Source organism: Aeromonas sp. 130281 (genome assembly GCF_056642115.1).
On sequence record NZ_JBWVQS010000001.1, the window covers coordinates 912,386 to 938,582 of the forward strand.

Genomic DNA, 26,197 nt, shown 5'->3' on the forward strand with positions numbered 1-26,197 from the left:
GCGGGAATGAGCGCCAAATGCAACATGATATATATCGGTGACAATCTATGAGCCATTTGGCGACGAACGACAATAACCGCCATAGAGCGGGTTATTCCTTGCAGATGACAAGGGCCGACGATGAAATAGATCTCTATGCACTTTTCGCATTGTTGTGGCAGAAAAAGATCTGCATCCTTATTAGCGCATTGATATGTGGCAGCATGGGATTATTGTATGCCATGGTTGCTCCCGAGCAGTGGACGGCGCACGCTGTCATATATAAACCCAAACAGCGAGACACGCTGGAGCTCGATCGCCTCAGAATCGCTCTCGACATTCAAGGATTGGCCGGCCCCAAGAGCAATCACACCCTCTACGATGATTTTTTGCTGGAATTCAAGTCTTACGACAATATCAGCCGCTATCTGCACGGCACCTCCCAATTTGGAAAATACGTAGTGGAACATGATCTGGCCCCCTTGGCACAGCAGCGATTACTGAGAACATGGTCAGAGTGGATGCGGCTCGAGCCTGCAGACAAGAAAGGGGAACAACCGGGCATACGCCTCTCTTTTTCGTTCTTTAAAAAAGAGGAGGCTGCATCACTTTTGACGGGATATATGAATTACATCATTTCATTGCAAAATAGAGAGCTGCGCGATGCACTGGAAAATAATAGAGATAGCCAGCACAGTGCTCTTCGTCTCAAAATAAAGATGAAAACTGAAGATGCAAGGCGTGAGCTGGCCAGAGAGATTGAAAACATTGAATACAGCATGAGCATCGCCAATGCGGCCGGGGTGAATAAACCATTGGAAAACTTCAGCTATGGTGATCGCTTCCCAATCATGCTCGGAAAAGACGGGCTGGCTAAAAAATTGGCCATTCTCAAGTCACTCAAGCCAGAAGAATATATGCCGGAAATAATGGAGCTGAAGGTTCAGCTTGCCAGATTAGAAAGCATCAGCATTGATGCCCTGGTCTTTCGTCCATTTTCTTATCTGGATACCCCTGGTCAGCCATTGACGAGAGACCAGCCGAAACGCCCGCTGATCCTGGTCCTGGCCACCCTGCTGGGCGGGATGTTGGGGATGGCCCTGGTGCTGCTCCAGCACGCCGTCAGACGGGGCAGAAGCAAAGAAGAGCATGCTCATCGGCCAGCCCTGGCGAATCAGGGCTGATTCTCATCTTCTTATAAAGCGGCCACTGTGCTCCTGCCAGAGAGACAACAAAAACGGCGCCCGAAGGCGCCGTTTTTCATTCCCGTCTTTTGACCGACGGAGGAACAAGCCGCTGGCTTATTCGTCTTCCAGGTAGGCGTAGCCTTGCAGACCCAGCTCCAACTCGTCGAGCAGGGCCTTGCGGGTCGCGTCGTCCAGCGCCGGGTGGGAGACGATACGCTGGTAGTTCTCGCGGATCACGGACGGGTCGATGTTGACGTAACGCAGCAGCTGGTCGACGGTGTCGCCGCGCACCACGTTGCGGATGTCCATCTTGCCTTCCTCGTCCAGCCACACTTCCGCGCAGTGGGTGTCACCGAACAGGTTGTGCAGATCCCCCAGGATCTCCTGATAGGCGCCCACCAGGAAGAAGCCGACGTGGCACTCTTCGTTCTCGCCATACTCCGGCATCGGCAGCGTGCTCTCGACACCCAGACCGTCGACGTAGTGCTCCACCTGGCCGTCGGAGTCACAGGTGATGTCCATCAGGATGCCGCGGCGGGTGAGCGGGCGCTCGAGGCCGGTGAGCGGCATCACGGGGAACACCTGACCTATGCCCCAGGCATCGGGCAGGGACTGGAACAGGGAGAAGTTCGCGAAGCACTTGTCTGCCAGCTTCTCGGAGAGCTCGTCGGCCAGGGCGCGGTGGTTGCGGTTGACCGGGTTGAGCAGCTCCTTGAGCGCCAGGCAGGTGTTCTGGTGCAGCATCTCGGCCCAGGCGCGCTGCTCGAGGTTCAAGAGCCCCATGGTGAACTGGGCGTTCACATCCCCCAGATCCGCCACGGAGTCGTGGAAGATCTCCAGCAGGGAGGGATCTTCCCCGCGCAGGTCCAGCCAGCCTTTCCACATGTTCTGCAAAATGGTCGGGGCGTCTTCATCCGGCGCATGGATGTCGTTCACTTCCACCCCTTCGGCACCAATCAGATTGGTGACCAGCACGGCGTGGTGGGCGGTCAGGGCACGGCCGGACTCGCTGATGATGGTCGGGTGCGGCAGGTCGAACTCGCGGCACACATCGCCTATGCCCCACACCACGTTGTTGGCGTACTCGGAGAGGCTGTAGTTGGCGGAGCAGTGGCTCTGGGAGCGGGTGCCCTCATAGTCCACACCCAGGCCGCCGCCCACATCGACCACGTCGATGGGCACGCCGAGGCGACGCAGTTCGGCATAGAAGCGGCCGCACTCGCGGATGCCGCCCTGGATGTCGCGGATGTTCGCTATCTGGGAGCCCAGGTGGAAGTGCAGCAGTTGCAGGCAGTCCAGCTTGCCGAGGCTGCGCAGACGCTCCACCAGCGCCAGGATCTGGGAGGCGGAGAGGCCGAACTTGGACATGGAGCCGCCGCTCGATTCCCACATGCCGGAGCCGGTGGAGGCGAGCTTGGCGCGCACCCCGATGTTGGGCTTGATGTTGAGGCGAACTGACTCGTCCAGCACCATTTCCAGCTCGGAGGGTTTTTCCACCACTATGTAGACCTTGTGGCCCATCAGGTTGCCCAAGAGGGCGTGGCGGATGTATTCGCGGTCCTTGTAACCGTTGCAGACGATGACGGACCCTTGCTCATGATGATGGGACAGCACGGCCAGCAGCTCCGGTTTGGAGCCGGCCTCCAGCCCAAGCCGCGGCTTGTCGCTGTAGGACTGACTGATGGTCTCGATGACGCGACGCTGCTGGTTTACCTTGATCGGGTAAACGCACAGGTAGTCCCCTTCATAGCCCGACTTCTCGATGGCCTGACCGAAGGCGTTGAACAGCGCATCGACCCGGCTCTTGAGGATGTCGGGGAAACGCAGCAATACCGGGGTAGTCAGTCCGGACTGGCGCAGCTGTTCGATGGCCTCGGACAGCACTATATGCGCCCCGGGACGAGACTTGTCGGGGGAGACGGTCACATGACCGGCGTCATTGATATTGAAAAAACCCGCACCCCAGTAGGGAACGTTGTAGACCTTCAAGGAGTCCTTGCTGGACCAGTTAGTCATGGGCTATGCCTCGCAAATGAGCGGCCAGAAGGCCGCCTTCGTTACCCTCAATCACATCCAGACCATCGATTGCAACATGCGGCGAGCAAAGGCTGCCTGCGGGCACCCGGTGCGTCACGGCCGGCGGCGGCAGGCGTTGTTGCCTGACTCTGGGCCTTGTCGCAGCCAGATCCTCTGTTGCACATCGCGGCAAGCCAAGGCTGCCTGGTGGATCTTGGGAAGTAACGAGTCTTGATGTGGGGCTGGTGGCTTTACATCAAGCTCAACGGTATGCGGTGCCACTGTAATGGGGCGCCGCGGTACTTTGATGACAACCGGCATCAGCCACGCCGTTCGTTCATCATTCGGCAGCCATCCCGACAAAAGGAGAGAGGTTCAAGGAAGAGAAGGGTAGACGTCAGCACGCACGCGTGTTGATGAACGACAACCACCACAGCCCGCTCAACGCCAGTGACCGCCCATGACAAGGGAAGATGATGAGCCGTTGGCCCACTCGGTCAGTAGGTGATGAGAGTCTGTTGTTCTCCCTGATACCGGAGCCTAACCGGTATTAAAGAAACCATTCCCCAGCAGTGTCTGTCGTTTCTGCGTGCCTCGCCCTATAGGCGTCTGATCCTGTCGGTGTCTGGCGGCCTCTGCCTGCTCAGGGTTACCCTCGGATCGGCGCGGAGTGTACACACTTACCGGCGCCACTGACAATAAAAAATCGTGTTAAAAAACGGGTTTTGATCGATGGGCCAAATCTTGCTGCCAGCAAGGCTGGCTCTGGGATGGCGAGGGATGAGGCCGCTCAGGATTGGCCCTGAAAATAACAGGGGAACCGGCCATTTTTCCCGACCCCTTGCCACTGCTGGGCCGGGGGAAAATTCAGCCCTTTCTCATATGCATGATGAGTTTTAAATTCGGAATTTTTATTCACCAAGCCCTCGGGTTGAGCGCCTTTCCCAGCATCCCCCGGGGATCCGGGCCCGACAAATCCATCAAAAACTGCGCTGACGCAATAATCAGCCCGGCCGTCTTGTTCACAATGGTGCCTCTTTTGTGGTTTGAGGCCTGCCAATGGATACCCTGCTTGAGCGTTTTCTGCGTTACCTGACTTTTCATACCCGCTCCGATGCGACCAATCCTGCCTGTCCCAGCAGCGAGGGCCAGATCGTCTTCGCCCGCGCCCTCTGCGAGGAGATGACCCAGCTTGGGCTGACCCAGGTCACCCTGGATGAGCACGGCTACCTCACCGCCTGCCTGCCGGGCAACCAGCCACAGGCACCCGCCATCGGGCTCATCGCCCACATGGACACCGCCGATTACGAGGCAGAACAGGTGGTGCCCCAGCTCATCGAGAATTATCAGGGGGGCGACATCTGTCTGGGCAAGGGGGACGAGGTGCTGGCCATCCGCCAGTACCGCTGCCTGAAAAACTACCTGGGGCAGGATCTCATCACCACGGACGGCACCACCCTGCTGGGGGCCGACGACAAGGCGGGCATCGCCGAGATCCTCACCGCCGCCCAGTACCTGCTGGCCCACCCCGAGATCCCCCGCGGGGATCTCTGGATAGGCTTCACCCCGGACGAGGAGATAGGCCGCGGCGCCGATCTGTTCCCCCTGGAGAGATTCCTGGCCAAGTGGGCCTATACCGTGGATGGCGGTGAACTCGGCGAGCTGGAGTATGAAAACTTCAACGCCGCCAGCGCCACAGTGCGTTTTGTCGGCAACAACGTGCACCCCGGCACCGCCAAGGGCAGCATGATCAACAGCCAGACCCTGGCCGCCCGCTTCCACGCCGAGATGCCCCCCGAGCAGACCCCGGAGTGCACGGCAGGATACGAAGGCTTCTTCCACCTGGCCCGGATGGAGGGCACGGTGGAGGAGAGCACCCTGCACTACCTCATCCGCGACTTCGACGACGACTGCTTCGCCGCCCGCAAGGCCCAGCTCAAGGAGCGGGTCGCCTCCCTGCAGCTGGACAACCCCAAGGCGCGCATCACCCTTGAGATAGAGGACAGCTACCGCAACATGCGCAGCCAGATAGCGCCGCACATGCACATCGTCGAGCTGGCCAGGGCCGCCATGGAGGCCGCCGACGTGGTCCCCAGGATCAAGCCCATCCGCGGCGGTACCGACGGCGCCCGCCTCTCCTTCATGGGTCTGCCCTGCCCCAACCTCTTCACGGGTGGCCACAACTTCCACGGCAAGCACGAGTTCATCCCGCTGCAATCCATGGAGAAGGCGGTCGCCACCCTGGTGGCTCTGGTGCGGCTCACCTCGGCCTGGCGGGAGCAGTGATGCGCTCCTGAGGGAGCCAGGTGGGAGCAATAGCGGCGGTATAGGCGGGGCCTGGCGGGAGCAATAACGGTGGTATGAGCGGGGCCCTCTGCCCCAAGTCATCAAACCGTCACGGCGCTGCCACAAAGGGGAAACCGGGGGGAGGCACCCTGAGGCAACGTTCCGCGGAGCCTTGCCCATGTTCAACGTCGATACCCTGCTGGGGCAGCATCTGCCCCGCCTCGCCACCCAACCCCTGATCCGTCCCCTGCTCCGGCAGGGGCTGAGCTGGCTGCTCAACGAGGAGGCCTTCGCCGAGTTTGCCGAGCGCCATCCTCACCTGCGCGGCCTCGACTTCGTCGAGCAGGCCCTCGGCGCCCTCGATTTTGACTACAGGGTGAGCGAGGCCGAGCTCGAGAACATCCCCGCCAGCGGCCGGGTCATGATAGTCGCGAACCACCCCATAGGATCCCTGGACGGGCTGGCCCTGCTGCGCCTGCTCGGCCGCATCCGCCCCGACGTCAAGATAGTGGCCAACCGGCTGCTGGCACAGATTGCCCCCCTGCGTCCCCTGCTGCTGCCGGTGGACAACCTGGGGGGCAAGACCGACAGACGCGCCATCCTGGCCATGGGGGAACACCTGGCCCAGGAGGGAGCCCTCATCATCTTCCCCGCCGGCGAGGTGTCGCGCCTCGGCCCCAAGGGGGTGAAGGACGGTCCCTGGCAGGGGGGCTTCATCAAGCTGGCCAGGCGCACCCGCACGCCGCTGGTGCCCATCCATCTGGACGGGCGCAACGGCCTCCCCTTCTATCTCGCCTCCTGGCTCCACAAACCCGCCTCCGCCCTGCTGCTGGTGCGCCAGCTATTTCGCCAGCAGGGGCGACGCATCTCCCTCACCCTGGGGGAGCGCATCCCGCCCCAGAGTCTCGGAGAGCTCGCCCCCAAGACCGCCGCCGCCCTGGTGCGCCGTCATCTCTATCGCCTCGGCAAGGGGAAGAAGGGTCCCCTGGCGACCGAGGCCCCCATCGCCCTGCCGGAGGAGCGCCGCCAGCTCAAGCAGGCCATGGACGGCTGCGAGCTGCTCGGGCAGACCCCGGATGGCCAGCGCATCCTGCTCTATCGCCGCCACGAGCAGGGCCACTCTGTGATCCTGCGCGAGCTGGGGCGCCTTAGGGAGATCGCGTTTCGCGCCGTGGGGGAAGGCTCGGGCAGGCGGCGGGATCTCGATGCCTTCGACGATGACTACCACCACCTCATCCTCTGGGATCCGGCCCGCCTCGACATCATCGGCGCCTACCGCTTCGCCCCCGTGGCCGAGCTGCTGGCGCGCAAGGGGGTGAGCGGCCTCTACAGCCACACCCTGTTCGGGTTTGAAGAGAGGCTGCTGCCCCGGCTGGAACTTGCCATCGAGCTTGGCCGCAGCTTCATCCAGCCCGCCTACTGGGGCAAGCGGGGGCTCGATTACCTCTGGTTCGGCATAGGGGCCTACCTGGCCCGCTACCCCCAGTATCGGTATCTGTTCGGGCCCGTGACCCTCTCCGGCAGCCTGCCGCCGGCGGCCAAGGATCTGCTGGTGGCCTTCTACCGCCAGCACTTCGCCCCCGAGCTGGCCCTGGCCCCCTCGCGCCGCCCCTATCCCGAGACGGCGCCCCTGTTCGAGGGGCGCGATTACGGCAGCGATCTCAAGGCGCTCAAGGCCCGCCTCGACCACCTGGGCTGCGCCATCCCCACCCTCTACAAGCAATACTCCGAGCTGTGCGAGCCGGGGGGCGTGCAGTTCATGGACTTTGGCATAGACCCCGACTTCAACCACTGCATCGACGGCCTGGTGTGGGTGGACGTGAGCCGCATCAAGCCCCACAAGCGGGCCCGCTATATCGGCCACCCCGCCCGGGCAGAGGCCGCAGGTTAGCCGCCATGGCAAACAAAAAGGGAGGCTGTCGCCTCCCTTTTGCTCTGTGTGGTTGCCTTATTCGGCTGCGGGCTTGCGATCGGCATGGCCGAGATCGCGCTCCGGGGCGATGAGGTCCCGCACCCGCTGCTTGATCTCTTTCGCCTCGGGGAAGCCCTCGTCAGCCACCCTGTCCCACACCTGGATCCCGTTGACCAGGATGCGAAACTCCCCCTTGCTGGCGGGCACCAGCGCCACCTCCCCGAGATCGCTGTCGAAGGTGGAGAGCAGCTCCTGGGCCAGCCAGGCGGCGCGCAGCATCCAGCGGCAGAGGGTGCAGTAGCGGATCTCGATGCGCGGCTTGCTGACGGAGGTCTGTATTTCTGTCATGCGATGACTCCATGAAAATCGGTTAACCAGTGGCGGGCTATGCGCTGCATGGTGGCCTGGGGCAGCTCGAGCAGGGCGGCGGCCGGCCTCTGCCCGGCCAGCTGGTGCACCCCTTCGATGATCTCCGCCAGCACCAGATAGACGTACTCGCCGATGACGGCGCCGTGGACGAAGTTCACCGCCTCGCCGCGATTGAGCAGGAAGATGGTGCTGCCATCCGGGCGCGTGAGCGCCAGCACATGGGGGCACACCTCCTCGCTCGGCCAGGGCAGCTGGGAGAGGCAGAAGGCGAACTCGTCGTCCGCCGAGGTAACAGAGGCCACCATGGCGCCGGGGCGCAGCGCCTGCAGGTCGGCGATGTCCAGGGCCCCGTTGCCGGTGCAGCAGATCACCAGCTCGGCGCGGCCGAGGGCCTCAGCCTTGTTCACCAGCTTGAAGCCGTGGGAGAGCGCCTCCACCTGGCGCAGGGCATCCGTCTCCACCAGCTCCAGATGCAGGTTGCGGCAGCGCAGCTCGCGGGCGATGCTGCGCCCCACCTTGCCATAGCCAAACAGGGCGGCCTGGCAGACGTTGAAGGTACGCCTCAGGGTGCGCGCCAGGGACTCGGCGGAGTAGACCACGCTCAGGCCGATCTGGATGTCTTCCGCCTGCTTGAGGGGGCTGCGCGCCACCGAGATGACGGGGGCGGCCAGCGCCTCCTGTTCATAGCGCTGATGGCCGTTCTCGGTCATCTCCACCACCCCGAGAAAGCGCTCGCCGAAGTGTTCGAAGAGCACCGCCTGGGTCTTTGCGAAGTAGCCGCCTATGTCCAGGATGATGAGCCGCTCGTGGGGTTCCACCAGGGGGGCTATCTGGGCAATGACGCCCTCGGGATCCGAGGTCCAGTGGCGATTGAGGGGCAGCACTGGGTAGTGCTGCTGGGCCCAGGCCAGGGTCGGTCCGTGAACGGACTTGGGTTTGGGCAGGATGGCGCCGACCCGCCCCACCCGATCGAGCACCTGGATGAAGTGGGGCCGGTCGGGAAGCAGGTGGGTCACAAGCAGAATGCAGAGATCCCCGAGGCGTCCCTGCTCGGTGAAATGGCGAAAAAACAGATGCTCAGATCCCTGACTGCGCAACTGTGGCCTCCTTAGCGTGCCGCGAGAAAGCAGGCAAACAGAACCCGGCATAGCCGGGTTCTGTGTGTGTCCAGATAATTGAAAATCCTTTTTATCTGAAAGCGCCATGGGGCTCAATCTTTATCTATGCAGACTTTGACTAACCCATCAATTTATAAGGTAATAGCCTGTTTTTCATGCAGAAATTAATAAAGTGATGCCTCTGGCCAGACCCACCACAGACTCAAACCAGCACCAATTGCCCCCACCAGTATCAGCAGACCCCAACGAGACAACCCCGGGCGCTTGCGCAGGGCCCACTCCAGCAGCGGCAGCAACCAGACCGGCAGCAGCACCAGCAGCGGGACTTCCACATATTGCCAGGCCAGCATCTGCACGAAGGCGAGCGCCAGCCCCAGGGCGGCCGGGGTCACCTTGATGCCCGCAAAGGCACCGAGCAGGGCACGGAAACCGGCGAAGGCGGCCAGGGCCCCCGCCAGCTGGGCGATCAGCAGGCTGCCATCGATGCCGATGACCAGCGCCAGCCAGATGAAGCCCAGGGCAAAGCCCAGCCCCTCCTCGCTGTCACCGCGCCAGCCCGTCCAGCCGAACCAGGCGATGGCGGGCAACAGGGCCAGCCAGATGCGCGGCTCGATGGCGAGGACCGAGGCCAGCCCCTGCCACCACACCAGGGCAGCTAGCCCGGCGAACAGCGCCAGGGTGGCGCGCTTGTCCTCAACCTGAGCCGCGATGGCGGGCACCAGCAGGGCCAGCGGCAGCCACTGCCACGCCTTGACCGGCAGACCATAGGCCCCCCCCAGCAGGCAACCCACCAGCCAGAGCGCGAGCGCCCCCCACAGGGTGCCCAGCCTTGGCCAGCGCCATGACAGCAAAGCGGCCCCCAAAGGAGCCGCCAGGGTCTGTAGCAAGAGTGCTGCGCCCATTACTTACGCACGCCTTCGACGAACAGGTTGATGCTCATCTCGTCCGGAATGCCCGGCAGCATGTAGTTCACGCCAAAGTCGCTGCGCTTGATGGTGGTGGTGGCGTTGAAGCCGCTGCGGTAGCCGCCCCAGGGATCCTTGCCTTCGCCGATGTGGACCATGTCGAAGGCCACGTCCTTGGTGACGCCGTGCAGGGTCAGGGTGCCCTTGAGCACGCCCTTGTCCTTGGTGCCTTCATAGCCGGAGCTGACGAAGGTCATCTTGGGGTACTGCTTGACGTCCAGGAAGTCGGGGCTGCGCAGGTGCTTGTCGCGGGCCTCGTGGTTGGAGTCCACGCTGGCGGCGTCGATTTCGAAGCTCGCCTTGGCGGCGGTCGGATTGGCATCATCCATGCTGAAGGTGCCGCTGAAGGTGTTGAACCGGCCGACCAGCTCGGAGAAGCCGAGGTGGCCCACCTTAAACTGGACTGTGGTGTGAGCCGCATCGACATCGTAGTCGGCCGCCATCAGGGGAGCCGCCATAAACAGGCAGGAAGCCAGCAGGGCCTTGGTCATTTTCATTCCGATCGTTCCTTCATTAGGGGGTTCACATCGATACCCGACATGCTAACCTCCGAGCAGGAATGGATAATCATCGATTTATTAAAATAATTATCAACCGAGAGTGGAATATGGATCAGATAGCCGCCATGCGCACCTTCATCAAGGTGGTGGAGTGCCAGAGCTTTACCAAAGCCGCCCATCAGCTCGGCATCTCGGTCGCCATGACCTCCAAGCTGATGCAGCAGCTCGAGGAGTCATTGTCGACCCGGCTGCTGTCACGCACGACCCGCCAGGTCAACCCCACAGAGGCGGGCCAGTTCTACTACCAGCGCTCCCTGGCCCTGCTGGCGGAGCTGGAAGAGACCCACAGCCAGCTCACCCACAACAACCAGCAACCCCAGGGCACCCTCAAGCTCTCGGTGCCCATGGACTTTGGCTACCTGCACCTCTCCCCCGCCCTGCCGCTGTTTCGGACGCGGTTTCCCGAGCTCAAGCTGGAGATAGAGTACAGCGACCGGCGGGTGGCCCTGGTGGAGGAGGGATTCGATCTGGCGCTGCGGATCGGCAACCTGCCGGACTCCTCCCTGGTGGCCAAGCCGCTCGCCACCATGAAGCTGGTGGTGTGCGCCAGTCCGGAATACCTGGCCCGCAGGGGCACCCCAAAGACCCCGGAGGATCTCAAGCAGCACGACTGCCTCATCTACACCCTGACCCAGCCGGACTGGGTCTTCAAGCGGGATGGGGAGCAGCAAAGCGTGCGCCCCCAGGGGCCCCTTCGCGCCAACAACGGGGTGGCCCTGACCCGGGCCGCCTGCGATCACCAGGGCATCATCTTGCAGCCCACCTTCATCGTCGGGGATGCGCTGCGCTCAGGCGCCTTGGTGCCCCTGCTGCCGGAATGGGAGAAGGGACAGGTGGGACTCTATGCCCTCTATCCGCACCGCCGTTTCGTCTCGGCCAAGGTGCGCTGCTTCATCGAGTTCGTGCAGGAGCGCTACCTGGCTCCCCACTACTGGGACAGGGAGACCTGAGCCCGGACCGGAGGGTGATCAGGGGGTGGGGACGATCGGCAGCTCGGCCACCAGCAGCAGACTGTGCTGGGTCAGCCGCCAGCGCGGCAGACGCCGCGCCAGGGTGGCGAGCTGCTCCTCCCCCAGCTCATAGGGCAGGGTGATGTGCAGGCAGTGGCAATCGAGCATGGCCGCCAGTTGCAGGATCAGCGTGAGGTTGGCCTCGTCCGTCTTGCGCTTGTTGATGCGCTTGCCGAGCTCCTGGCGAAAGTGAGTCTCGGGATCCTGGGTCATCGCCTGCCAGCCGTAGCCGAACAGCGGGACCAAGGCGCTGACGATGCCAAGGGCGGTGAGCGGCTGCTTGGGAGGGTGGTAGAGGGCATTGAGGTCCAGCAGTATGGGGCTTTGATGGGGCTCACGACTACCGGATAAAATAGTATTACTCATTGGATAACCTTATTGATTCCTCTAGACTTCGCCGCATCTTTGACCTGACATGCCAACGAGGTGCTGATGCTAAGCGATATCGAGATCTCCCGCCAGTCCCCCCGTCTCACCATCCAGGCGCTGGCCGAACGCCTCGCCATCCCGCCCCACCAGCTCAGCCCCCAGGGCCACCACAAGGGCAAACTCAGTCTCGACCTGCTCAAGTCCCAGCCCAAACAGAGAGGCAAGCTGGTGCTGGTGAGCGCCATCACCCCCACCCCCCTCGGCGAGGGCAAGACGGTCACCACCCTGGGGCTCTCCATGGGCCTCAACCACATAGGCCAGCCCAGCATAGCCACCATACGCCAGCCGAGTCTGGGGCCCGTGTTCGGGGTCAAGGGAGGCGCCGCCGGGGGCGGACATGCCCAGGTGGTGCCCATGGAGGAGATGAACCTGCACCTCACCGGGGACTTTCACGCCCTCAGCGCCGCCCACAACCTGGCGGCGGCGGCCCTGGATGCCCGCCTGTTCCACGAGCAGAAACTCGGCGACCAGTTCAGCGCCAGAACCGGTTTGCCGCGCCTCGAGATTGACCCGACCAACATCCTCTGGCCGCGCACCCTGGACATGAATGACCGGGCGCTTCGCCACCTCACCCTAGGCCAGGGGGGCGCCGCCGACGGGGTGGAGCGTGCCGACCGTTTCGTCATCACAGCCGCCTCCGAGCTGATGGCCATTCTGGCGCTGGCCAGCGATCTGAAAGACTTGCGCGCCCGCATCGGCCGCATTCAGCTGGCTCGCGATATTCACGGCAACCCCATCACCGCCGAGCAGCTGGAAGTGGCAGGGGCCATGACGGTGCTGCTCAAAGACGCCCTGCAGCCGACCCTGATGCAGACCACGGAGCAGACCCCGGTACTGGTCCACGCCGGCCCCTTCGCCAACATCGCCCACGGCAACTCCTCCGTCATCGCCGATCGCATCGCCCTGGGCCTCACCGACTATGTGGTGACCGAGGCGGGCTTTGGCTCCGACATGGGGCTGGAGAAATTTTTCAACATCAAGAGCCGCCAGTCCGGCATCACTCCCGCCTGCGTGGTGCTGGTGGCCACGGTGCGCGGTCTCAAGGCCAACAGCGGCCTGCTGGACATTCGCCCGGGCCAGCCGCTGCCGGCGAGCCTGCAGGGGGAAGACCTGCCCACCCTGAAAGAGGGGTGCGCCAACCTCGCTTGGCATATCCAGAACGCCCGCCGTTATGGTGTGCCCGTGGTGGTGGCGGTCAACCGTTTCCCCACCGATAGCCAGGCCGAGCTGGATCTGCTGGCCCGCGAGGCGCTGGCCGCCGGCGCCTGTGACGCCGCCATCTCCCACGCCTTCACCGACGGGGGCAAGGGCGCCAGCGAGCTGGCCCGGGCCGTGGTCGCCGCCTGCGAGCAGCCGAGCCAGGTCAAGCTGCTCTACCCAAACGAGATGAGCCTCGCGGCCAAGCTGGCCACCCTGGTGGAGTGCGGCTACGGCGGGCGCGGGGTGCGGCTCTCGGAGAAGGCGCGCCAGCAGCTGGCCCGGCTCTCGGCCGAGGGCTGGGATAAGCTGCCCATCTGCGTGGCCAAGACGCCGCTCTCCATCAGCCATGATCCGGCCATCAAGGGAGTACCGACGGACTTCGAGGTGCCCATCGAGGAGGTGCGCCTGTGCGCCGGCGCCGGTTTCGTCTATGCCCTGGCGGGCCCCATCATGACAATGCCTGGCCTTGGCAGCCTGCCAGCCTATCGCCATATCGACATCGATGACGACGGCAACATAGTAGGCCTGAGCTAAGAACCCTGGCAGCCTGCCTTCCCTGAGCGTCATATCGACATCGACGACGACGGCGAGATAGTCGGGTTGAGCTAAATGATCGGATAAACAGTCTGGCGCCGGCCGATTACGCTGCGCTAATCGACCCTACGATCAACAAACCTGCCAGAAACGACAAGGCCCCGCCAATGGACGGGGCCTTCTGCTCTCTGCCGGGTGGCAGCAAGATTTAGAGGGTGAAGCGCTGGGTCATATGGTGCAGGTTGTTGGCCAGCTTGCTCAGCTCGACACAGGCCTGGGCGGTCTGCTGGGCCCCCTGGGCGTTCTCGTCGGCGGCATTGTGGATGTTCACTATGCTGCGGTTGAGCTCCTCGGTCACCGCGTTCTGCTCTTCGGTGGCGGTGGCGATCAGGGTGTTCATGTCGCTGATCTGGGTGACGGCGCCATTGATGCTGTCGATGCTCTCCCCCGCTTCCCGTGCCAGCCCGACGCTCTCCTGCATCTGCTGGCGGCTCAGCTGCATGGCGTTGCCCGCTTCGGCGGTGCGCTCCTGCAACAGCTCTATCATCTTGCTGATCTCGGCGGTGGAGGCCTGGGTACGCTGGGCCAGGGAGCGTACTTCGTCCGCGACGACCGCGAAACCACGCCCCTGCTCGCCGGCCCGGGCCGCCTCTATGGCGGCGTTGAGTGCCAGCAGGTTGGTCTGCTCGGCGATGCCGCGAATGACATCCAGCACCATGCTGATGCTGGCGCTGTCCGCTTCCAGCTGCGACACCACAGTGCCCGCCTGCTCAATCTGCCGGGAGACCTGCTCTATGCTGCCGATGGCGCTGCGCACCACCTGGTTGCCCTGGGTCGAGGTGCGAGAGGCATCCTTGGCCGCGCTCATGGCATCCGTGGTGTTGCGGGCCACCTCATTGACGGTGGACTGCATCTCGTTCATGGCGGTGGCCACCTGGGACACCTCGCTCTGCTGGCTGGCCATGCCCCTGGCGGACTGCTCGGAGATGGCGCTCACCTCCTCCACCGCGCTGCTGAGCTGGCTCACCGAGCCAGCTATCTCGCTCACCAGGTCCGCCAGCGACCCCTGCATGCGGTCGATGGCCGAGCCGAGCTGACCCAGCTCGTCGCGGTTGAAGCGACTGCCGCGGATCCACTCCTGCAGCTCCCCCTTGCCGAGATCGCCGCCCGCGATGCGCTGGGCCTGGCGGGCCAGCATGATGAGCGGGTCGCGGATCTGGCGGGTCAGCACCACGGAGAGGCAGACCACCAGCACCAGACCGATCAGCAGGGCCAGGGTGACGCTCAGCTTGGCGGAGTCATACGCTCCCACCACTACCTTGCGGGAGGCATCGGCATAGCCATGGTTGATGCGCACCAGGTCGCCAACCGACTTGGCCAGGTTGGTGTAGAGGGTGATCCCCTCCCCCATGAAGAGGTGCTGGGCCTCGGTCATCTGACCGGCGTCCTGCATCTGCCGGATGCGCTGGTGCAGGCCGAGGTATTTCTCCCAGTCCGCCTTGACGATGTCGAAGGTGCGGCGCTCCTCCAGATCCTCTGCCCAGATGGTGGCATCGTGGGCCGCTATCTGCTCCCCGGCCTCCCTCAGGCTCTTCTCGCTCTCATTGCGGTAATGGGCCTGCTGCTGGGGATCGTCCGCCACCAGAAAGACATCCAGCTCGTAGCGGCGCACCGCATTGATGGTCTCGCCCAGGGTGCTGGTGCGCACCACGGCGGGCAGTATGCTGTCGGTGAATCCGATGGCGGCCCGGTTCATGGTGCTGAATTCAAACAGTGAAAAGCCGCCGATAAAGGCCATCATCAGGCCGAGTACGGCAAAGCCGGCGGAGAGTTTCTTGCCTATCGTCATGGTGTTCATGGCATGTCCTGCATATGGGTCATCAAGTGGCATTCGTCGGCGCCGGCCCTTCGAGGCGCGAGCACGCTAGCTGCCATCCATAGCAGTCATTCAAACCTCATCCGTATCGGCACGAACGAGGGGGCCAATCGGGTGCCAAACAGGCCATCCCGCGGCACGGAGAGCTGTATCGGCCCGCGCGGGCATCACTTTAGGATTTTTTCAGAAAATAAACCGGAGCGGCAGGCGGGAGGGAAGATGTCGGGGCATGTCGTGGGACATGCCCCCGGGTGACTAGCCTTTCAGACCACCGAGAAACTCGGCACGGGTGTCTGGCTGGGTCTTGAACACACCGCCGAGGGAGGTGGTGGTGGTATAGGAGGTCGAATCCATCACGCCGCGCGCCTTCACGCAGAAGTGGGTCGCCTTGATGCTGATGGCCACGTCCCTGGTGCCGAGCAGGGTCTGCAGCGCCAGCAGGATCTGCTGGGTGAGCCGCTCCTGCACCTGGGGACGACGGGCGAAGAACTGCACTATGCGGTTGATCTTCGACAGCCCGATCACCTTGCCACGGGGGATGTAGGCCACGTGGGCCAGCCCGTCTATGGTGACGAAGTGGTGCTCACAGGTGCTGGTGAGGCTGATGTCCCGCACCATGATCATCTCGTCCACCTTCATCTTGTTCTCGATCACCGTCACCTTGGGGAAGGTGGCATAGTCGAGGCCGGAGAAGATCTCGTTCACGTACATCTTGGCGATGCGGTGCGGCGTCTCGGCCAGACTGTCATCGGCCAGATCCAGCCCCAGCGTCTCCATGATGGCGCGCATATGGCCTTCGATGTTTTCCTTCTTCTGCTGGCCGTTCAACCCATTGGCCACCAGTGGTGTCTCCAGGCCCTCGGCCTCGAGTGCTGCCCTGACCAACAGGGCTTCCTGGCTAAAGCTCGTCATCTTGTTTCTCTCCCACGCTCAGGGACTGTGCTGGCCATCGACGTGGTGCCGTGGCGCAATGTTACAGGGCGATTATTGTCATAATTCAAACTAACTCAAGCCCGGCACCTGACTTTATGCCAAACCGCCCTGTTTTACCCTCTCCCCCTCCCGTTCGGGGCGCCGGGCACAGGTCTGGCACTCCACATGCAAGCGCGCCTCTCACGCCACCCACAAGGAGGTAATTCAAGGGGTTGACCTCCCTCTCATCCCGGCAAAAATCGGCTTTCCCCCGCGTTCCTGCGCGATCCGCCTGCCCATACGGACGGATTTTTGGGATAATCCGCCCCCTATACACCAGAGAGGTCATGATGATGGGATTCGATACCGGTGCACTCCTCCCCTTGGACAAGGCCCTGCAAGGGATGCTGGAACAACTCGGCTGCCGCTGCGAGACGGAGCAGTTGCCGCTGCCCCAGGCGCTGGATCGGATACTGGCCGAGGAGATAAGCTCCCCCCTGTCGGTGCCCCCCTTCGACAATGCCGCCATGGACGGCTATGCCGTGCGCCTTGCGGATCTCGCCGCCGGCGCCCCGCTCCTCGTCGCGGGCAAGGCCTTCGCCGGCCAGCCCTATGAGGGCGAATGGCCGGCCGGTCACTGCATCCGCATCATGACAGGCGCCCCTGTGCCGGCGGGCACGGAGGCGGTCGTGATGCAGGAAGAAACGCAGGCAGGCGACAACGGGATCACTTTTCTGACGACTCCCTTCCCTGGCCAGAACATCCGCCGCCGGGGCGAGGATCTGGCGCAAGGATCGCAAGTGCTGGCCAGCGGCCTGCGTCTCAGTCCCCGGGAGCTGCCGCTGCTGGCCTCCTTGGGCATCGCCACGGTGACGGTGCGCCGTCCCCTCAAGGTGGCCATCTTCAGCACGGGGGACGAGCTCAAGCCCCTGGGCACGCCCCTCGCCCACGGCGACATCTATGACTCCAACCGTTACGGGGTCAAGGCCATGCTGACCCGCATGGGCATAGAGTGCCTGGATCTTGGCATCATCCCCGACGATCCGGCCGCCCTGCGCGCCGCCTTCCAGCAAGCTGACCGCGAGGCCGATGCCCTGATCACCACGGGGGGTGTCTCTGTGGGGGAAGCGGACTTCACCAAGCAGTTGCTGGAGGAGCTTGGCGAAATCGGCTTCTGGAAGCTCGCCATCAAGCCGGGCAAGCCCTTTGCCTTCGGCCGCCTGCCAAACGCCTGGTTCTTCGGTCTGCCGGGCAACCCCGTCTCCGCCATGGTCACCTTCGATCAGCTGGTGCAACCTGCGCTGGCCAGGCTGGCCGGCCACCACTTCGCACGCCCCCTGCCGCTGCAGGCCATGGCGGCCGAGCCCCTCAAGAAGGCGCCGGGACGCCTGGACTTCCAGCGCGGCATCCTGAGCCAGGGGCCTCACGGCCTGGAGGTGCGCAGCACCGGCTCCCAGGACTCCGGGGTGTTCAGCTCCCTGTCCCGGGCCAACTGCTACATAGTGCTCGAGCAGGAGCGGGGCAAGGTGGCCGCCGGTGAGACGGTGACCGTCGAGCCCTTCTCGGGGCTGCTGCTGTGAGCGAGATCCTGAGCGATGCGGAGCTGCTTCGCTACAACCGCCAGATAGTGCTCAAGTCTTTCGACTTCGAGGGGCAGGAGGCGCTCAAGCAGGCCCGGGTGCTGGTGATAGGTGCCGGGGGTCTGGGCTGCGCCGCCAGCCAGTATCTGGCGGTGGCCGGGGTCGGCCACCTCACCCTGGTGGATTTCGATCGGGTGGAGCTCTCCAATCTGCAGCGCCAGGTGCTGCACAGCGACGAGCGCATCGGCATGCACAAGGTGGACTCCGCCGCCAAGACGCTGCGGGCCCTCAACCCCTGGCTAGAGGTGGAAACCCACGCCCTCCTCGCCGACGAGGCGCTGCTCGATGCCCTGCTGCCAGAGCACCAGCTGGTGCTCGACTGCACCGACAACGTCGCCATCCGCAACCTGCTCAACCAGCGCGCCCGCCGGCACAGAGTGCCCCTGGTGTCCGGCGCCGCCATCCGGCTGGAGGGGCAGCTCTGCAGCTTCACCTGGCAGGAGGACGAGCCCTGCTACGCCTGCCTGAGCGCCCTCTTTGGCGAGCAGTCCCTGACCTGTGTCGAGGCCGGGGTGCTGGCCCCGGTGGTCGGTCTGGTGGGCAGCCTGCAGGCGCTGGAGGCCATCAAGCTGCTGGCGGGCATGGGCAAAAGCCACAGCGGCCGCCTGCTGATGATCGACGGCCTGGGTGGCAGCTTTCGCGAGCTGAAGCTCCCCAAGCGCCCGGACTGCCCGGTCTGCTCCCAGCCCTGAGCGGCAAACCGCGCCCACAAAAATGCCGAACCCAGGGGTTCGGCATTTTTGCATGGGGGCGCAGAGACCTAGACTCGCGCCCTAGAAGATCCCCTTGGCCTTGACCTTCTTCATGTTCGCGATCTGGCTCGAGAGATCCTCCACCAGGGGCTCAGCCTCGGCGCCTGCCGCCCCCTGGCGAGCCGGGGCGCTGGCCAGTCGCTGGATCAGCAGGTGTTGCTCGCGAATGAGCCGGGATTGCTCCTCCAGCTGGCGCGAGAGCAGCTGGATGCTGCTGGCAAGGGGCGCCAGATCCTGCTCGGCCGCCGCCACGGGCAGCTTGCCCGCTATGGTTTCTGCCAGCAGATCGTGATCGAGCGGGGCAGGCAGCCCCTGCCTCAGCTCATCCCACAGCTCGGTGGGCTGCTGCTCGCCGAGCCGGCTCACTATCTCGTCCACCAGATGATCCGAAGAGGGCATGGCCTGGGGCTGGCCCAGGCGTTGCACTATCTCCTCCACCATGCGGGCACTGTTGTCCTGACCAAGGCGGGGGGCCAGCCTGGCCACTATCTCGTCGATCATGGTGTCGCTCACGGCAGGGGCCGTCCCCTCCCCCAGTGCGAAGCCACAGCTGGCAAAGACATGGCGCAAGGTCTCGAAATTCACCTGCTCGGGGCCGAAGGCATTGGCCACCGCCTTGCACAGACTGGGGGCCAGCACATACATGAACATGCCGGAGAGGTAGATGTCCTTGTGAAAACGACTCTTGGAGAAGTCGAACTCCTCCACATCGTCCTGGATCTTGCGCGCCCGCTGGTACCAGCTCTGCAAGACCCCGGCGGCATAGCGATCAGACTCCAGCGCACCCGGATCCATGAAGATGGAGAAGGTCATGCGCTTGAGTTGGCTACTCATCGCCAACCTCGGCCATCACCGGCGCCTCACGGTACACCTCTTCCTCTTCCGTGGTGTAGAGGCAGATCTCCCGGGCCAGGGCGGACTGGGCATCGTCCAGCAGCTCGACCCGCTCACCCAGGGTCGGGTAGGCGGCCTTGATGGCCTCAAAGATCAGCGATGCGCCGCCGCCGACCAGATAGACCCGGTTCGGGTTCTTGGCGAACTTCTTCGCCTCGTGGGCCACCTGAGAGCCCAGCTCGTCGATCTTGTTCTGCATCTTCTCGAGGATCTTGGGGATCTGGCTCTCGTCGTTGACCACGTCCCGCACGAAGCTCATGTCGTGGCGACGCTTGATGAACTCGTTGGCCACCAGATAGCTCGAATCGCTGTCCGCCGCCGCCAGCGCCTTGCGAGTGGCGTCTGTCACCATGGAGACACCGATCTCGTTGTTGCCATACACATCGGAGACGTCGTCAAACTCGCCGACGATGATCCCCATGTCCAGGGTGGTGCCACCGCAGTCGATCACCAGCGTCTTGGTGAACTCATTGCAGCCCGAGCCAATCAGGCGGGAGAGTGCCGCAGGCAGGCTCTCCGGCATCACCTCCACGCTGACGATGTTGAACAGCTCACCCTTGTTGAGGCTGATGGCCCGCATCAGGTTGCGCCGCTTCTTCTCTATCTTCTCTTCGTTGCGCTGGCAATCGTCCGGGCTGTAGAACTCGGTGATGGGCAGGGTCACTGTGATGGCCACATCGCAAGGGGTCACGCCGGTCTGCAGCAGGGCATGGTGCACGGAGAGCAGGTTGAGATCGTCGTACTGGTACTCCACATGGGTGGTGGCCAGGGACTTGTCCGAGGTGGCGTCATAGGTGTATTTGGTGTTGCCTATTTCGTAGTTGTAGATCTTCTTGTCCTTGCGCAAGGCGGCGCTCTTCCAATCCTTGCGAAAGGAGTTGGGAGAGATGATGGTCTTGAGCACCTTGTTCTCGATCCAGCTCACCTTGACGTTGGTGGAGCCATCATCGATGGCCATTTTCATTACTTCAGACATGAGGAAATACCTGTTCAATAGGGCAGACGGGTCCGATTGCCTTGCCTTGTGCCATTGGCAAGGCGATCGGACCAATACATACACGGGGAATTAAGGCTAAAGGGCGACAAGTCTAATGGGTTTCTAAAATCCGGTGAAGCAAATGATTGAACCCGGCGGGATCTTCCGCGGGCCAGGCGTGATGGCCCTCTGGGGTATGGATGCTGGCGTTGGGCAGGGAGGCGAACTGCTCCACCCGTTTGGCCAGCGGCAGGTAGTCGTGACTGGTGGAGATGATGGCCACCGGCTGCCAGAGGCTGCCGAGCCGGGCGCGCACCGACCAGCCGGGCAGCGCCTCCAGCAGCGCCTTGTAGGTCTTTTTCTTGTTGCTGCGCACGAAGCGCAGCCGGAAGGTGTGGCGCACCTGGGCGAGCTCGGGGCCGGGGAAGAGTTCACGCCCCAACCACCAGGCGAGCGGCCGCATGCCAAACCAGCGCAGCCACTTGAGGCGCATGGCATGGCGCTCCTGCTCCCTTGGCGTCTCCAGCAGAAACTCGCTGAAACCGTTGACCAGCACCAGCCCCCGCACCTTGTGGGGCAGTCGCAGCGCCAGCTCCAGCGCCACCATGGCCCCGAGCGACAGCCCCACCACCCAGGCGGGTTCCGGCTGCTCCTCGAGCCAGCGGGCCACGTCCGCCGCCAGAGTGGGCACATCGAAGGGCCCCTCCTGCATGCTCTGGCCGTGGCCGCGCAGATCCAGCGCCACCACCCGGTAGTGCTGGGAGAAGTGCTCGATCTGGGCCTGCCAGTCGAGGCTGGAGGAGCCAAGGCCGTGCAGCAGGAGCAGCAAGGGGCCCTCCCCCGCGCTGCGCAAGGCCAATCCATGGGATTTCATTACCTGGTTGCGACGCACCCGTGCTCTCCCTCTCGACTCGATAGCGGCCATTGACGGCCTTGCTGCCCATGCTGTGGCGACACGCCCCTCAGCCCTCTCCCACCAGGCTCACCGCCTTGATGTAGGCGTAGAGGCGCTGCCCCGGCACCAGCGCCAGCCGCTTAGCGGAGCGGCTGGTGATCCGGGCCAGCAGTATCTGCTGCCCCAGCGCCAACTGCAACAGGGTTTGCCCCGGCCTCACCTCCCGCGCCTCCAGCAGTCGGGTCTCGAGGCAGTTGGAGAGGCTGGAGTGCGCTATGGGGGCGGTGGCGATCACCAGATCCCGCCCCGCCACCTTGATCTGCAGCTCCCCTGTCTCGTCGGGGGCATGCTCCATGGTGACCATCAGACTCTGATCCCCGAGTTGCAGGGTCGCCATCTGCTCAGCGTCGTCGTAGTGGGCCAGGGTTGCCGTCAGCATGACACCGGCATCGTCGCGACTGGCGAGGGAGAGGTCGGTGCGGGCGAAGATCTCGCTCGGCCGGCCTTGCGCCTCCAGCCTGCCATCTGCCAGCAGCACCAGCTGATCGCAGAGCAGGCTCACCTCCTCCATGGCGTGGCTGACGAAGATCATGGGGATGCCGCTTTCGCGCTGCAACCCCTTGAGCACATGGGCCTGATGGATGCGGCTGCGGCTGTCCAGCGCCGAGAAGGGCTCATCGAGCAGCAGCAGATCCGGCTCCGCCAGCAGGGCCCGCCCCAGGGCCACCCGCTGGCGCTGGCCGCCGGAGAGGCCGTGGGCGGGCTGCCCCAGCAGATCCGCAAAGCCGAGCCGCATCGCCAGCGCCTCGGGCTGCCAGCGCCCTCGCCCCTTGCCCGCCGCCAGCTGCAGGTTGCCGAGCACCGTCATATGGGGAAAGAGCCGGGAGTCCTGGAACACCAGCCCGATGCGGCGCGCCTCCGGCAGCAGGGCCGCCAGCTCCCGTCCCTGCCAGCGCAGGACGTCCGAGGGGGCACGGTCCAGCCCGGCGATGATGCGAAGCAAGGTGCTCTTGCCACAGCCGGAGGGGCCAAAGAGGCCGAGAATGCCGCCAAGGGGCAGTGCCAGATCGCACGCCAGGGTGAAGGCGCCGAACGCACGGCTGGCCTTGAGGTGCAGGCTCATCCGAACAACCTCCGCTGCCGGCGCTGCAGCACACCGTAGACCAGCACCAGCATCACCAGGGAGAAGCCCATCAGGCCACCCGCCAGGTAGTGGGCGTGCCGATAATCCATGGCTTCCACGTGATCAAAGAGGGCGATGGAGAGCACCTGGGTCTCGCCGGGGATGTTGCCCCCTATCATCAGCACCACGCCAAACTCCCCCAGGGTGTGGGCAAAGCCGAGGGCCGCCGCCATCACGAAGCTCGGCAGCGTCATCGGCAAGATGATCTGAAAGAAGCGCTCAAGAGGCCCCAGCCCCAGGGTGGCGGCGGCCTCCAGCTCCTTGTTGCCCATGTTGACGAAGGCGGAGGTGAGCGGCTGCACCACGAAGGGGAGCGAATAGAGGATGGAAGCAAACAGCAGGCCGAGGAAGCTGAAGGCGAGCGGGGTCCCGAAGGTCTCCCGCCACCAGGCGCCGAGGCCGTACTCCGGCGAGAAGGCGAGCAGCAGATAGAAGCCGAGCACGGTCGGCGGCAGCACCAGGGGCAGCGCCACCAGGGCCTCCACCAGCGGCCGCAGCCGGTGCTGGCTGCGCGACAGCCACCAGGCGAGCGGCGGCGACAGCAGCAACAGGATGGCGGTGGTGCTGGCCGCCAACTTCAGGGTCAGCCAGACCGCCAGCAGATCCCCTTCACTCATTGCCGACCTCCCGGTTGATAAATGCCCCCAACGGCATGGTATCCATCCTCATTGCAAAGAGTGGCCGACCCGAAGGCCGACCACTCAGGGTATCGCATCTGAACCATCCCCTTATCGGGGCAGGGCATAGCCCGCGGCCTTGATCTGCTCCTGACCGGGGCCCTTAAGCCAGGCGACCAGGGCATCGACTGCTTCCCCTTTCTTCAAGATCAGCCCCTGCTGCTCTATGGGGGGGTAGAAGCTGGCCGGTACCGCCCAGGCTTCGCCGGTCTTGCCCGCTTCCACCAGGTTGGCCCAGGCGACGAAGCCCAGCTTCGCATTGCCGGTGTCCACGAACTGCCAGGTCTGGCTGATGTTGGTACCGGTCAGCACCCTGTATTGCTTGGGATCGAGCTTGAGGTGGGCCAGGGTCGCCATGGCCGCGGCGCCATAGGGGGCGGTCTTCGGGTTGGCGATGGCCAGCTCCCCCTGCCAGTTGCGCAAGGTGGCCTCGTCGGGGGCAGGCCCCCCCTTCTGCCAGAGGCCGAGCTGACCGATGGCGTAGGTGAAGCGACCGCTCCCCTTGCCCTCCGCCTCCAGTTTTTCAGGGGTGGCCACGTCGGCGGAGAGGAAGAGATCGAAGGGGGCGCCGTGGGTGATCTGGGTGTAGAGCACCCCGGTGGCCGCCGAGCTGATGACGACGCTGTGGCCTGTCTTGGCGGTGAACTCCTTGCCGATGCGCTCTATGGTGCCCTTGAAGTTGGCGGCCACGGCCACCCTGACTTCATCGGCCCGAGCGGCCCCGCTGTGCAAGGCGCCGGCCACGAGGCCGAGCAACACCACGGACAACTGTTTCTTCATTCCCTGTCTCCTTGAGGCTCCGGCAAACCCGAAGCAAGTGGTGGCGAGCGCCAGCGGGCACTCCCCTGTCATCGAACCGGGCTGGCTAGGGCGCTTGCCGCCAGCGGGCGGCGGCGGCGTCATCGCTCGCCTTGGCCTCGACCCAGCGTTGAACCCCCTCTGCGGTCAGCTCTTTTTTCCAGAACGGTGCCCGGGTCTTCAAAAAATCCATGATGAAGTGGCAGGCCTCGAACGCGGCGTCCCTGTGGGCGCTGCTCACCGCCACCAGCACGATCTGATCCCCGAGCAGCAGATCGCCGATGCGGTGAATGAGGGTGCACTCCTGCAGCGGCCAGCGGCCACGGGCCTCTGTGACTATGTCCGTCAGCGCCTTCTCGGTCATGCCGGGGTAGTGCTCGAGGGAGAGCCCATTCACCGCATCCCCCTGATTGAAGTCACGCACCTTGCCGACGAAGGTGACGATGGCGCCGCTGTCATGGCGGGCGGCGAGGCGCTCATACTCCTCCCCCAGGGAGAAGTCGGCCCGTTGCACCAGGATGCGATCCACGGTCGTTATCTCGCTCATTCTCAGCCTCCGGTCACCGGTGGGAAGAAGGCGACTTCATCGCCATCATTGAGCGGCGTATCGAGCGGCACCAGGGTCTGGTTGACCGCCACCAGCAGCTTGCCCGATTCGAGCGCCAGGGCCCACTTGTCGCCGCGCTCGCACAAGGCCCCACGAAGCGCTTCGGCCGTGGGATAGTCGCTGGGCAGGCAGAGCTCGTCGCAGCCCACCAGCTCCCTTACTTGCGCAAAAAACAGTACCTTGATCATGCCTTCTCTCCTGCCTGGGAGCCCAGCTGGAAGTGGCCGGACTTGCCGCCCTTCTTCTCCACCAGCCTGACTTGCTCGATCACCATGTCCTTTTGCACCGCCTTGCACATGTCGTAGATGGTCAGCGCCGCCACGGACGCCGCGGTGAGCGCCTCCATCTCCACCCCTGTCTTGCCGGACAGCTTGCAGAGGGTGCGGATATGGACCCTATTGTGCTCGGGCTGGGCCTCAATCTCTACCTCCACCCGGGTCAGGGCCAGAGGGTGGCAGAGGGGAATGAGATCGGCGGTCTTCTTGGCCGCCATGATGCCCGCGATGCGGGCGGTGGCGAACACGTCCCCCTTGTGGTGCTGACCGCCGAGGATCAGGGCCAGGGTCGCGGGGGCCATGGTCACGAAGGCCTCGGCGCGGGCCTCCCGCTGGGTGACCTGCTTGTCGGTGACATCCACCATGTGGGCTTCGCCGCTCTGGTTGAGATGGGTCAGGTTCATCTATTCCCCTATCGAAAAACAAGATGGATGATCGAGGGAAACTCCCGAGATCACAGATGGGACACGAAGTTGCACGGCCTGGTACGGGCGTCCAGCTGATCCCGGATGAGCTGCTCCCAGCCGAGCTGGCAGGCGCCGGTGGAACCCGGCAGGCAGCAGATCAGGGTGCGATTGGCGAGCCCCGCCAGGGCGCGGCTCTGCATGGCCGAGCCCTTTATCTCGGCGAAGGAGAGCTGGCGGAACATCTCGCCAAAGCCCTGTACGGTGCGCTCGAACAGCACTCCCACCGCTTCCGGCACCCGGTTCTGTTCATTGAAGCCGGTGCCGCCGTTGATCAGCACCACCTGGACCGCCTCGTCGACGATCCACTGGCTCACCTGGGCCCGGATCCGGAACAGGTTGTCGGCGCACAGGGCCCGATCCGCGAGTTGGTGCCCCGCCTGGGTCAGAGCCGATACCAGATAATCCCCCGAGCTGTCGTCGGCGGCGGTGCGGCTGTCGGAGACCGTCAGCACGGCGATCTTGAGAGGGATGAATTCGCTGTTTTTGGGTGCCATGTTTCTGGATGCCATAGGACAAATCCTGTCAATCATTCATTGACCACGAGAGGAAGAAGAGGGGTACGCGTCGCCCGGCCATGCCGGTCGGTGAATGCGCGCCGACAGGGGCGCCCCGTTGCCGGGAAGGGATTCTATCAAAAGATGTCTGGCGCAGGGGTTAAAAGGCCCATAAAAATCAAAGGC

The 26,197-nt window shown here is 63.9% G+C and carries 25 protein-coding genes; 7 read left to right on the top strand and 18 right to left on the bottom strand.

Going from position 1 to position 26,197, the window contains the following annotated elements; all coding sequences use genetic code 11:
- The first annotated feature begins 47 nt into the window (after positions 1 to 47).
- Positions 48 to 1,163 (top strand): LPS O-antigen chain length determinant protein WzzB, encoded by a 1,116-nt coding sequence (locus AC1IN8_RS03975; RefSeq protein WP_479758141.1) that lies wholly within the window; start codon positions 48 to 50, stop codon positions 1,161 to 1,163.
- Positions 1,164 to 1,280: 117 nt separating this feature from the next.
- On the opposite strand, the gene speA is transcribed toward AC1IN8_RS03975, so the two are convergent.
- Entirely contained in the window at positions 1,281 to 3,182 is a 1,902-nt protein-coding gene (speA, locus tag AC1IN8_RS03980; protein WP_139439311.1) for a biosynthetic arginine decarboxylase, read from the bottom strand.
- Positions 3,183 to 4,241: 1,059 nt separating this feature from the next.
- Here speA and pepT point away from each other — a divergent pair.
- Both pepT and olsF read left to right on the top strand, forming a co-directional pair.
- Positions 4,242 to 5,468, top strand: coding sequence for a peptidase T (gene pepT / locus AC1IN8_RS03985; protein ID WP_479758142.1), 1,227 nt, complete (start codon positions 4,242 to 4,244; stop codon positions 5,466 to 5,468).
- A gap of 178 nt (positions 5,469 to 5,646) precedes the next feature.
- A complete protein-coding gene (gene olsF, locus AC1IN8_RS03990) occupies positions 5,647 to 7,359 on the top strand; it encodes a bifunctional ornithine lipid synthase OlsF (RefSeq protein WP_479758143.1) in 1,713 nt (570 codons plus the stop codon).
- 57 nt (positions 7,360 to 7,416) lie between these two features.
- On the opposite strand, the gene AC1IN8_RS03995 is transcribed toward olsF, so the two are convergent.
- From AC1IN8_RS03995 to AC1IN8_RS04010, 4 genes are all read right to left on the bottom strand, one after another.
- Positions 7,417 to 7,728 carry an Rdx family protein gene (locus AC1IN8_RS03995; protein ID WP_479758144.1) on the bottom strand — a complete coding sequence of 104 codons (312 nt, stop codon included), beginning with the start codon at positions 7,726 to 7,728 and terminating at the stop codon, positions 7,417 to 7,419.
- The gene (locus tag AC1IN8_RS04000; RefSeq protein ID WP_202046280.1) at positions 7,725 to 8,846 is read right to left on the bottom strand and encodes an adenosylhomocysteinase; all 1,122 of its coding nucleotides are present in this window, start codon (positions 8,844 to 8,846) and stop codon (positions 7,725 to 7,727) included. Before AC1IN8_RS04000 ends, AC1IN8_RS03995 begins: the two co-directional genes overlap by 4 nt.
- Positions 8,847 to 9,031: 185 nt before the next feature.
- On the bottom strand, positions 9,032 to 9,769 hold the full coding sequence (locus AC1IN8_RS04005; RefSeq protein ID WP_479758145.1) for a hypothetical protein: 738 nt from the start codon (positions 9,767 to 9,769) through the stop codon (positions 9,032 to 9,034).
- The gene (locus AC1IN8_RS04010) at positions 9,769 to 10,329 is read right to left on the bottom strand and encodes a YceI family protein (protein WP_479758146.1); all 561 of its coding nucleotides are present in this window, start codon (positions 10,327 to 10,329) and stop codon (positions 9,769 to 9,771) included. Before AC1IN8_RS04010 ends, AC1IN8_RS04005 begins: the two co-directional genes overlap by 1 nt.
- 110 nt (positions 10,330 to 10,439) lie before the next feature.
- Here AC1IN8_RS04010 and AC1IN8_RS04015 point away from each other — a divergent pair, with 110 nt between their 5' ends.
- Positions 10,440 to 11,342: a LysR family transcriptional regulator gene (locus tag AC1IN8_RS04015; RefSeq protein WP_307765001.1), complete on the top strand. Its 903-nt coding sequence runs from the start codon at positions 10,440 to 10,442 to the stop codon at positions 11,340 to 11,342.
- A gap of 18 nt (positions 11,343 to 11,360) precedes the next feature.
- Here the strand turns inward: AC1IN8_RS04015 and AC1IN8_RS04020 are convergent, their stop codons facing one another.
- Entirely contained in the window at positions 11,361 to 11,768 is a 408-nt protein-coding gene (locus tag AC1IN8_RS04020) for a hypothetical protein (RefSeq protein WP_319917770.1), read from the bottom strand.
- Between the two features lie 66 nt (positions 11,769 to 11,834).
- On the opposite strand from AC1IN8_RS04020, the gene AC1IN8_RS04025 reads away from it, so the two are divergent.
- On the top strand, positions 11,835 to 13,565 hold the full coding sequence (locus AC1IN8_RS04025) for a formate--tetrahydrofolate ligase (protein ID WP_479758147.1): 1,731 nt from the start codon (positions 11,835 to 11,837) through the stop codon (positions 13,563 to 13,565).
- Positions 13,566 to 13,773: 208 nt separating this feature from the next.
- On the opposite strand, the gene AC1IN8_RS04030 is transcribed toward AC1IN8_RS04025, so the two are convergent.
- Together AC1IN8_RS04030 and folE are read right to left on the bottom strand one after the other, a co-directional pair.
- Positions 13,774 to 15,423 carry a methyl-accepting chemotaxis protein gene (locus tag AC1IN8_RS04030; protein WP_479758148.1) on the bottom strand — a complete coding sequence of 550 codons (1,650 nt, stop codon included), beginning with the start codon at positions 15,421 to 15,423 and terminating at the stop codon, positions 13,774 to 13,776.
- Positions 15,424 to 15,696: 273 nt separating this feature from the next.
- The gene (folE, locus tag AC1IN8_RS04035; protein ID WP_106887327.1) at positions 15,697 to 16,353 is read right to left on the bottom strand and encodes a GTP cyclohydrolase I FolE; all 657 of its coding nucleotides are present in this window, start codon (positions 16,351 to 16,353) and stop codon (positions 15,697 to 15,699) included.
- 353 nt (positions 16,354 to 16,706) lie between these two features.
- On the opposite strand from folE, the gene moeA reads away from it, so the two are divergent.
- Complete coding sequence (gene moeA, locus AC1IN8_RS04040; RefSeq protein ID WP_479758460.1) at positions 16,707 to 17,933, top strand: molybdopterin molybdotransferase MoeA; 1,227 nt, start codon at positions 16,707 to 16,709, stop codon at positions 17,931 to 17,933.
- A complete protein-coding gene (gene moeB, locus AC1IN8_RS04045; protein ID WP_479758149.1) occupies positions 17,930 to 18,685 on the top strand; it encodes a molybdopterin-synthase adenylyltransferase MoeB in 756 nt (251 codons plus the stop codon). The genes moeA and moeB overlap by 4 nt, the downstream gene beginning before the upstream one ends.
- An 81-nt stretch (positions 18,686 to 18,766) precedes the next feature.
- Here moeB and AC1IN8_RS04050 read toward each other — a convergent pair whose 3' ends face one another.
- The 10 genes from AC1IN8_RS04050 to moaB form a co-directional block, all read right to left on the bottom strand.
- Positions 18,767 to 19,579 carry a hypothetical protein gene (locus AC1IN8_RS04050; protein ID WP_479758150.1) on the bottom strand — a complete coding sequence of 271 codons (813 nt, stop codon included), beginning with the start codon at positions 19,577 to 19,579 and terminating at the stop codon, positions 18,767 to 18,769.
- Positions 19,572 to 20,615 (bottom strand): plasmid segregation protein ParM domain-containing protein, encoded by a 1,044-nt coding sequence (gene parM, locus AC1IN8_RS04055; RefSeq protein WP_241672828.1) that lies wholly within the window; start codon positions 20,613 to 20,615, stop codon positions 19,572 to 19,574. Before parM ends, AC1IN8_RS04050 begins: the two co-directional genes overlap by 8 nt.
- 112 nt (positions 20,616 to 20,727) lie before the next feature.
- On the bottom strand, positions 20,728 to 21,507 hold the full coding sequence (locus AC1IN8_RS04060) for an alpha/beta fold hydrolase (RefSeq protein WP_247626825.1): 780 nt from the start codon (positions 21,505 to 21,507) through the stop codon (positions 20,728 to 20,730).
- Between the two features lie 70 nt (positions 21,508 to 21,577).
- Positions 21,578 to 22,633, bottom strand: coding sequence for a molybdenum ABC transporter ATP-binding protein (gene modC / locus AC1IN8_RS04065; protein ID WP_479758151.1), 1,056 nt, complete (start codon positions 22,631 to 22,633; stop codon positions 21,578 to 21,580).
- Positions 22,630 to 23,310: a molybdate ABC transporter permease subunit gene (gene modB / locus AC1IN8_RS04070; protein WP_139439297.1), complete on the bottom strand. Its 681-nt coding sequence runs from the start codon at positions 23,308 to 23,310 to the stop codon at positions 22,630 to 22,632. Before modB ends, modC begins: the two co-directional genes overlap by 4 nt.
- Positions 23,311 to 23,421: 111 nt before the next feature.
- Positions 23,422 to 24,150, bottom strand: a complete 729-nt coding sequence (gene modA, locus AC1IN8_RS04075; RefSeq protein WP_454009704.1) for a molybdate ABC transporter substrate-binding protein — start codon at positions 24,148 to 24,150, stop codon at positions 23,422 to 23,424.
- An 85-nt stretch (positions 24,151 to 24,235) separates the two neighbouring features.
- A complete protein-coding gene (gene moaE / locus AC1IN8_RS04080; RefSeq protein ID WP_479758152.1) occupies positions 24,236 to 24,715 on the bottom strand; it encodes a molybdopterin synthase catalytic subunit MoaE in 480 nt (159 codons plus the stop codon).
- A gap of 2 nt (positions 24,716 to 24,717) precedes the next feature.
- Positions 24,718 to 24,963: a molybdopterin synthase sulfur carrier subunit gene (gene moaD / locus AC1IN8_RS04085; RefSeq protein WP_265435695.1), complete on the bottom strand. Its 246-nt coding sequence runs from the start codon at positions 24,961 to 24,963 to the stop codon at positions 24,718 to 24,720.
- Entirely contained in the window at positions 24,960 to 25,454 is a 495-nt protein-coding gene (gene moaC / locus AC1IN8_RS04090; protein ID WP_454009707.1) for a cyclic pyranopterin monophosphate synthase MoaC, read from the bottom strand. Before moaC ends, moaD begins: the two co-directional genes overlap by 4 nt.
- 50 nt (positions 25,455 to 25,504) lie before the next feature.
- Entirely contained in the window at positions 25,505 to 26,011 is a 507-nt protein-coding gene (gene moaB, locus AC1IN8_RS04095) for a molybdenum cofactor biosynthesis protein B (RefSeq protein WP_106887335.1), read from the bottom strand.
- Positions 26,012 to 26,197: the final 186 nt, after the last annotated feature.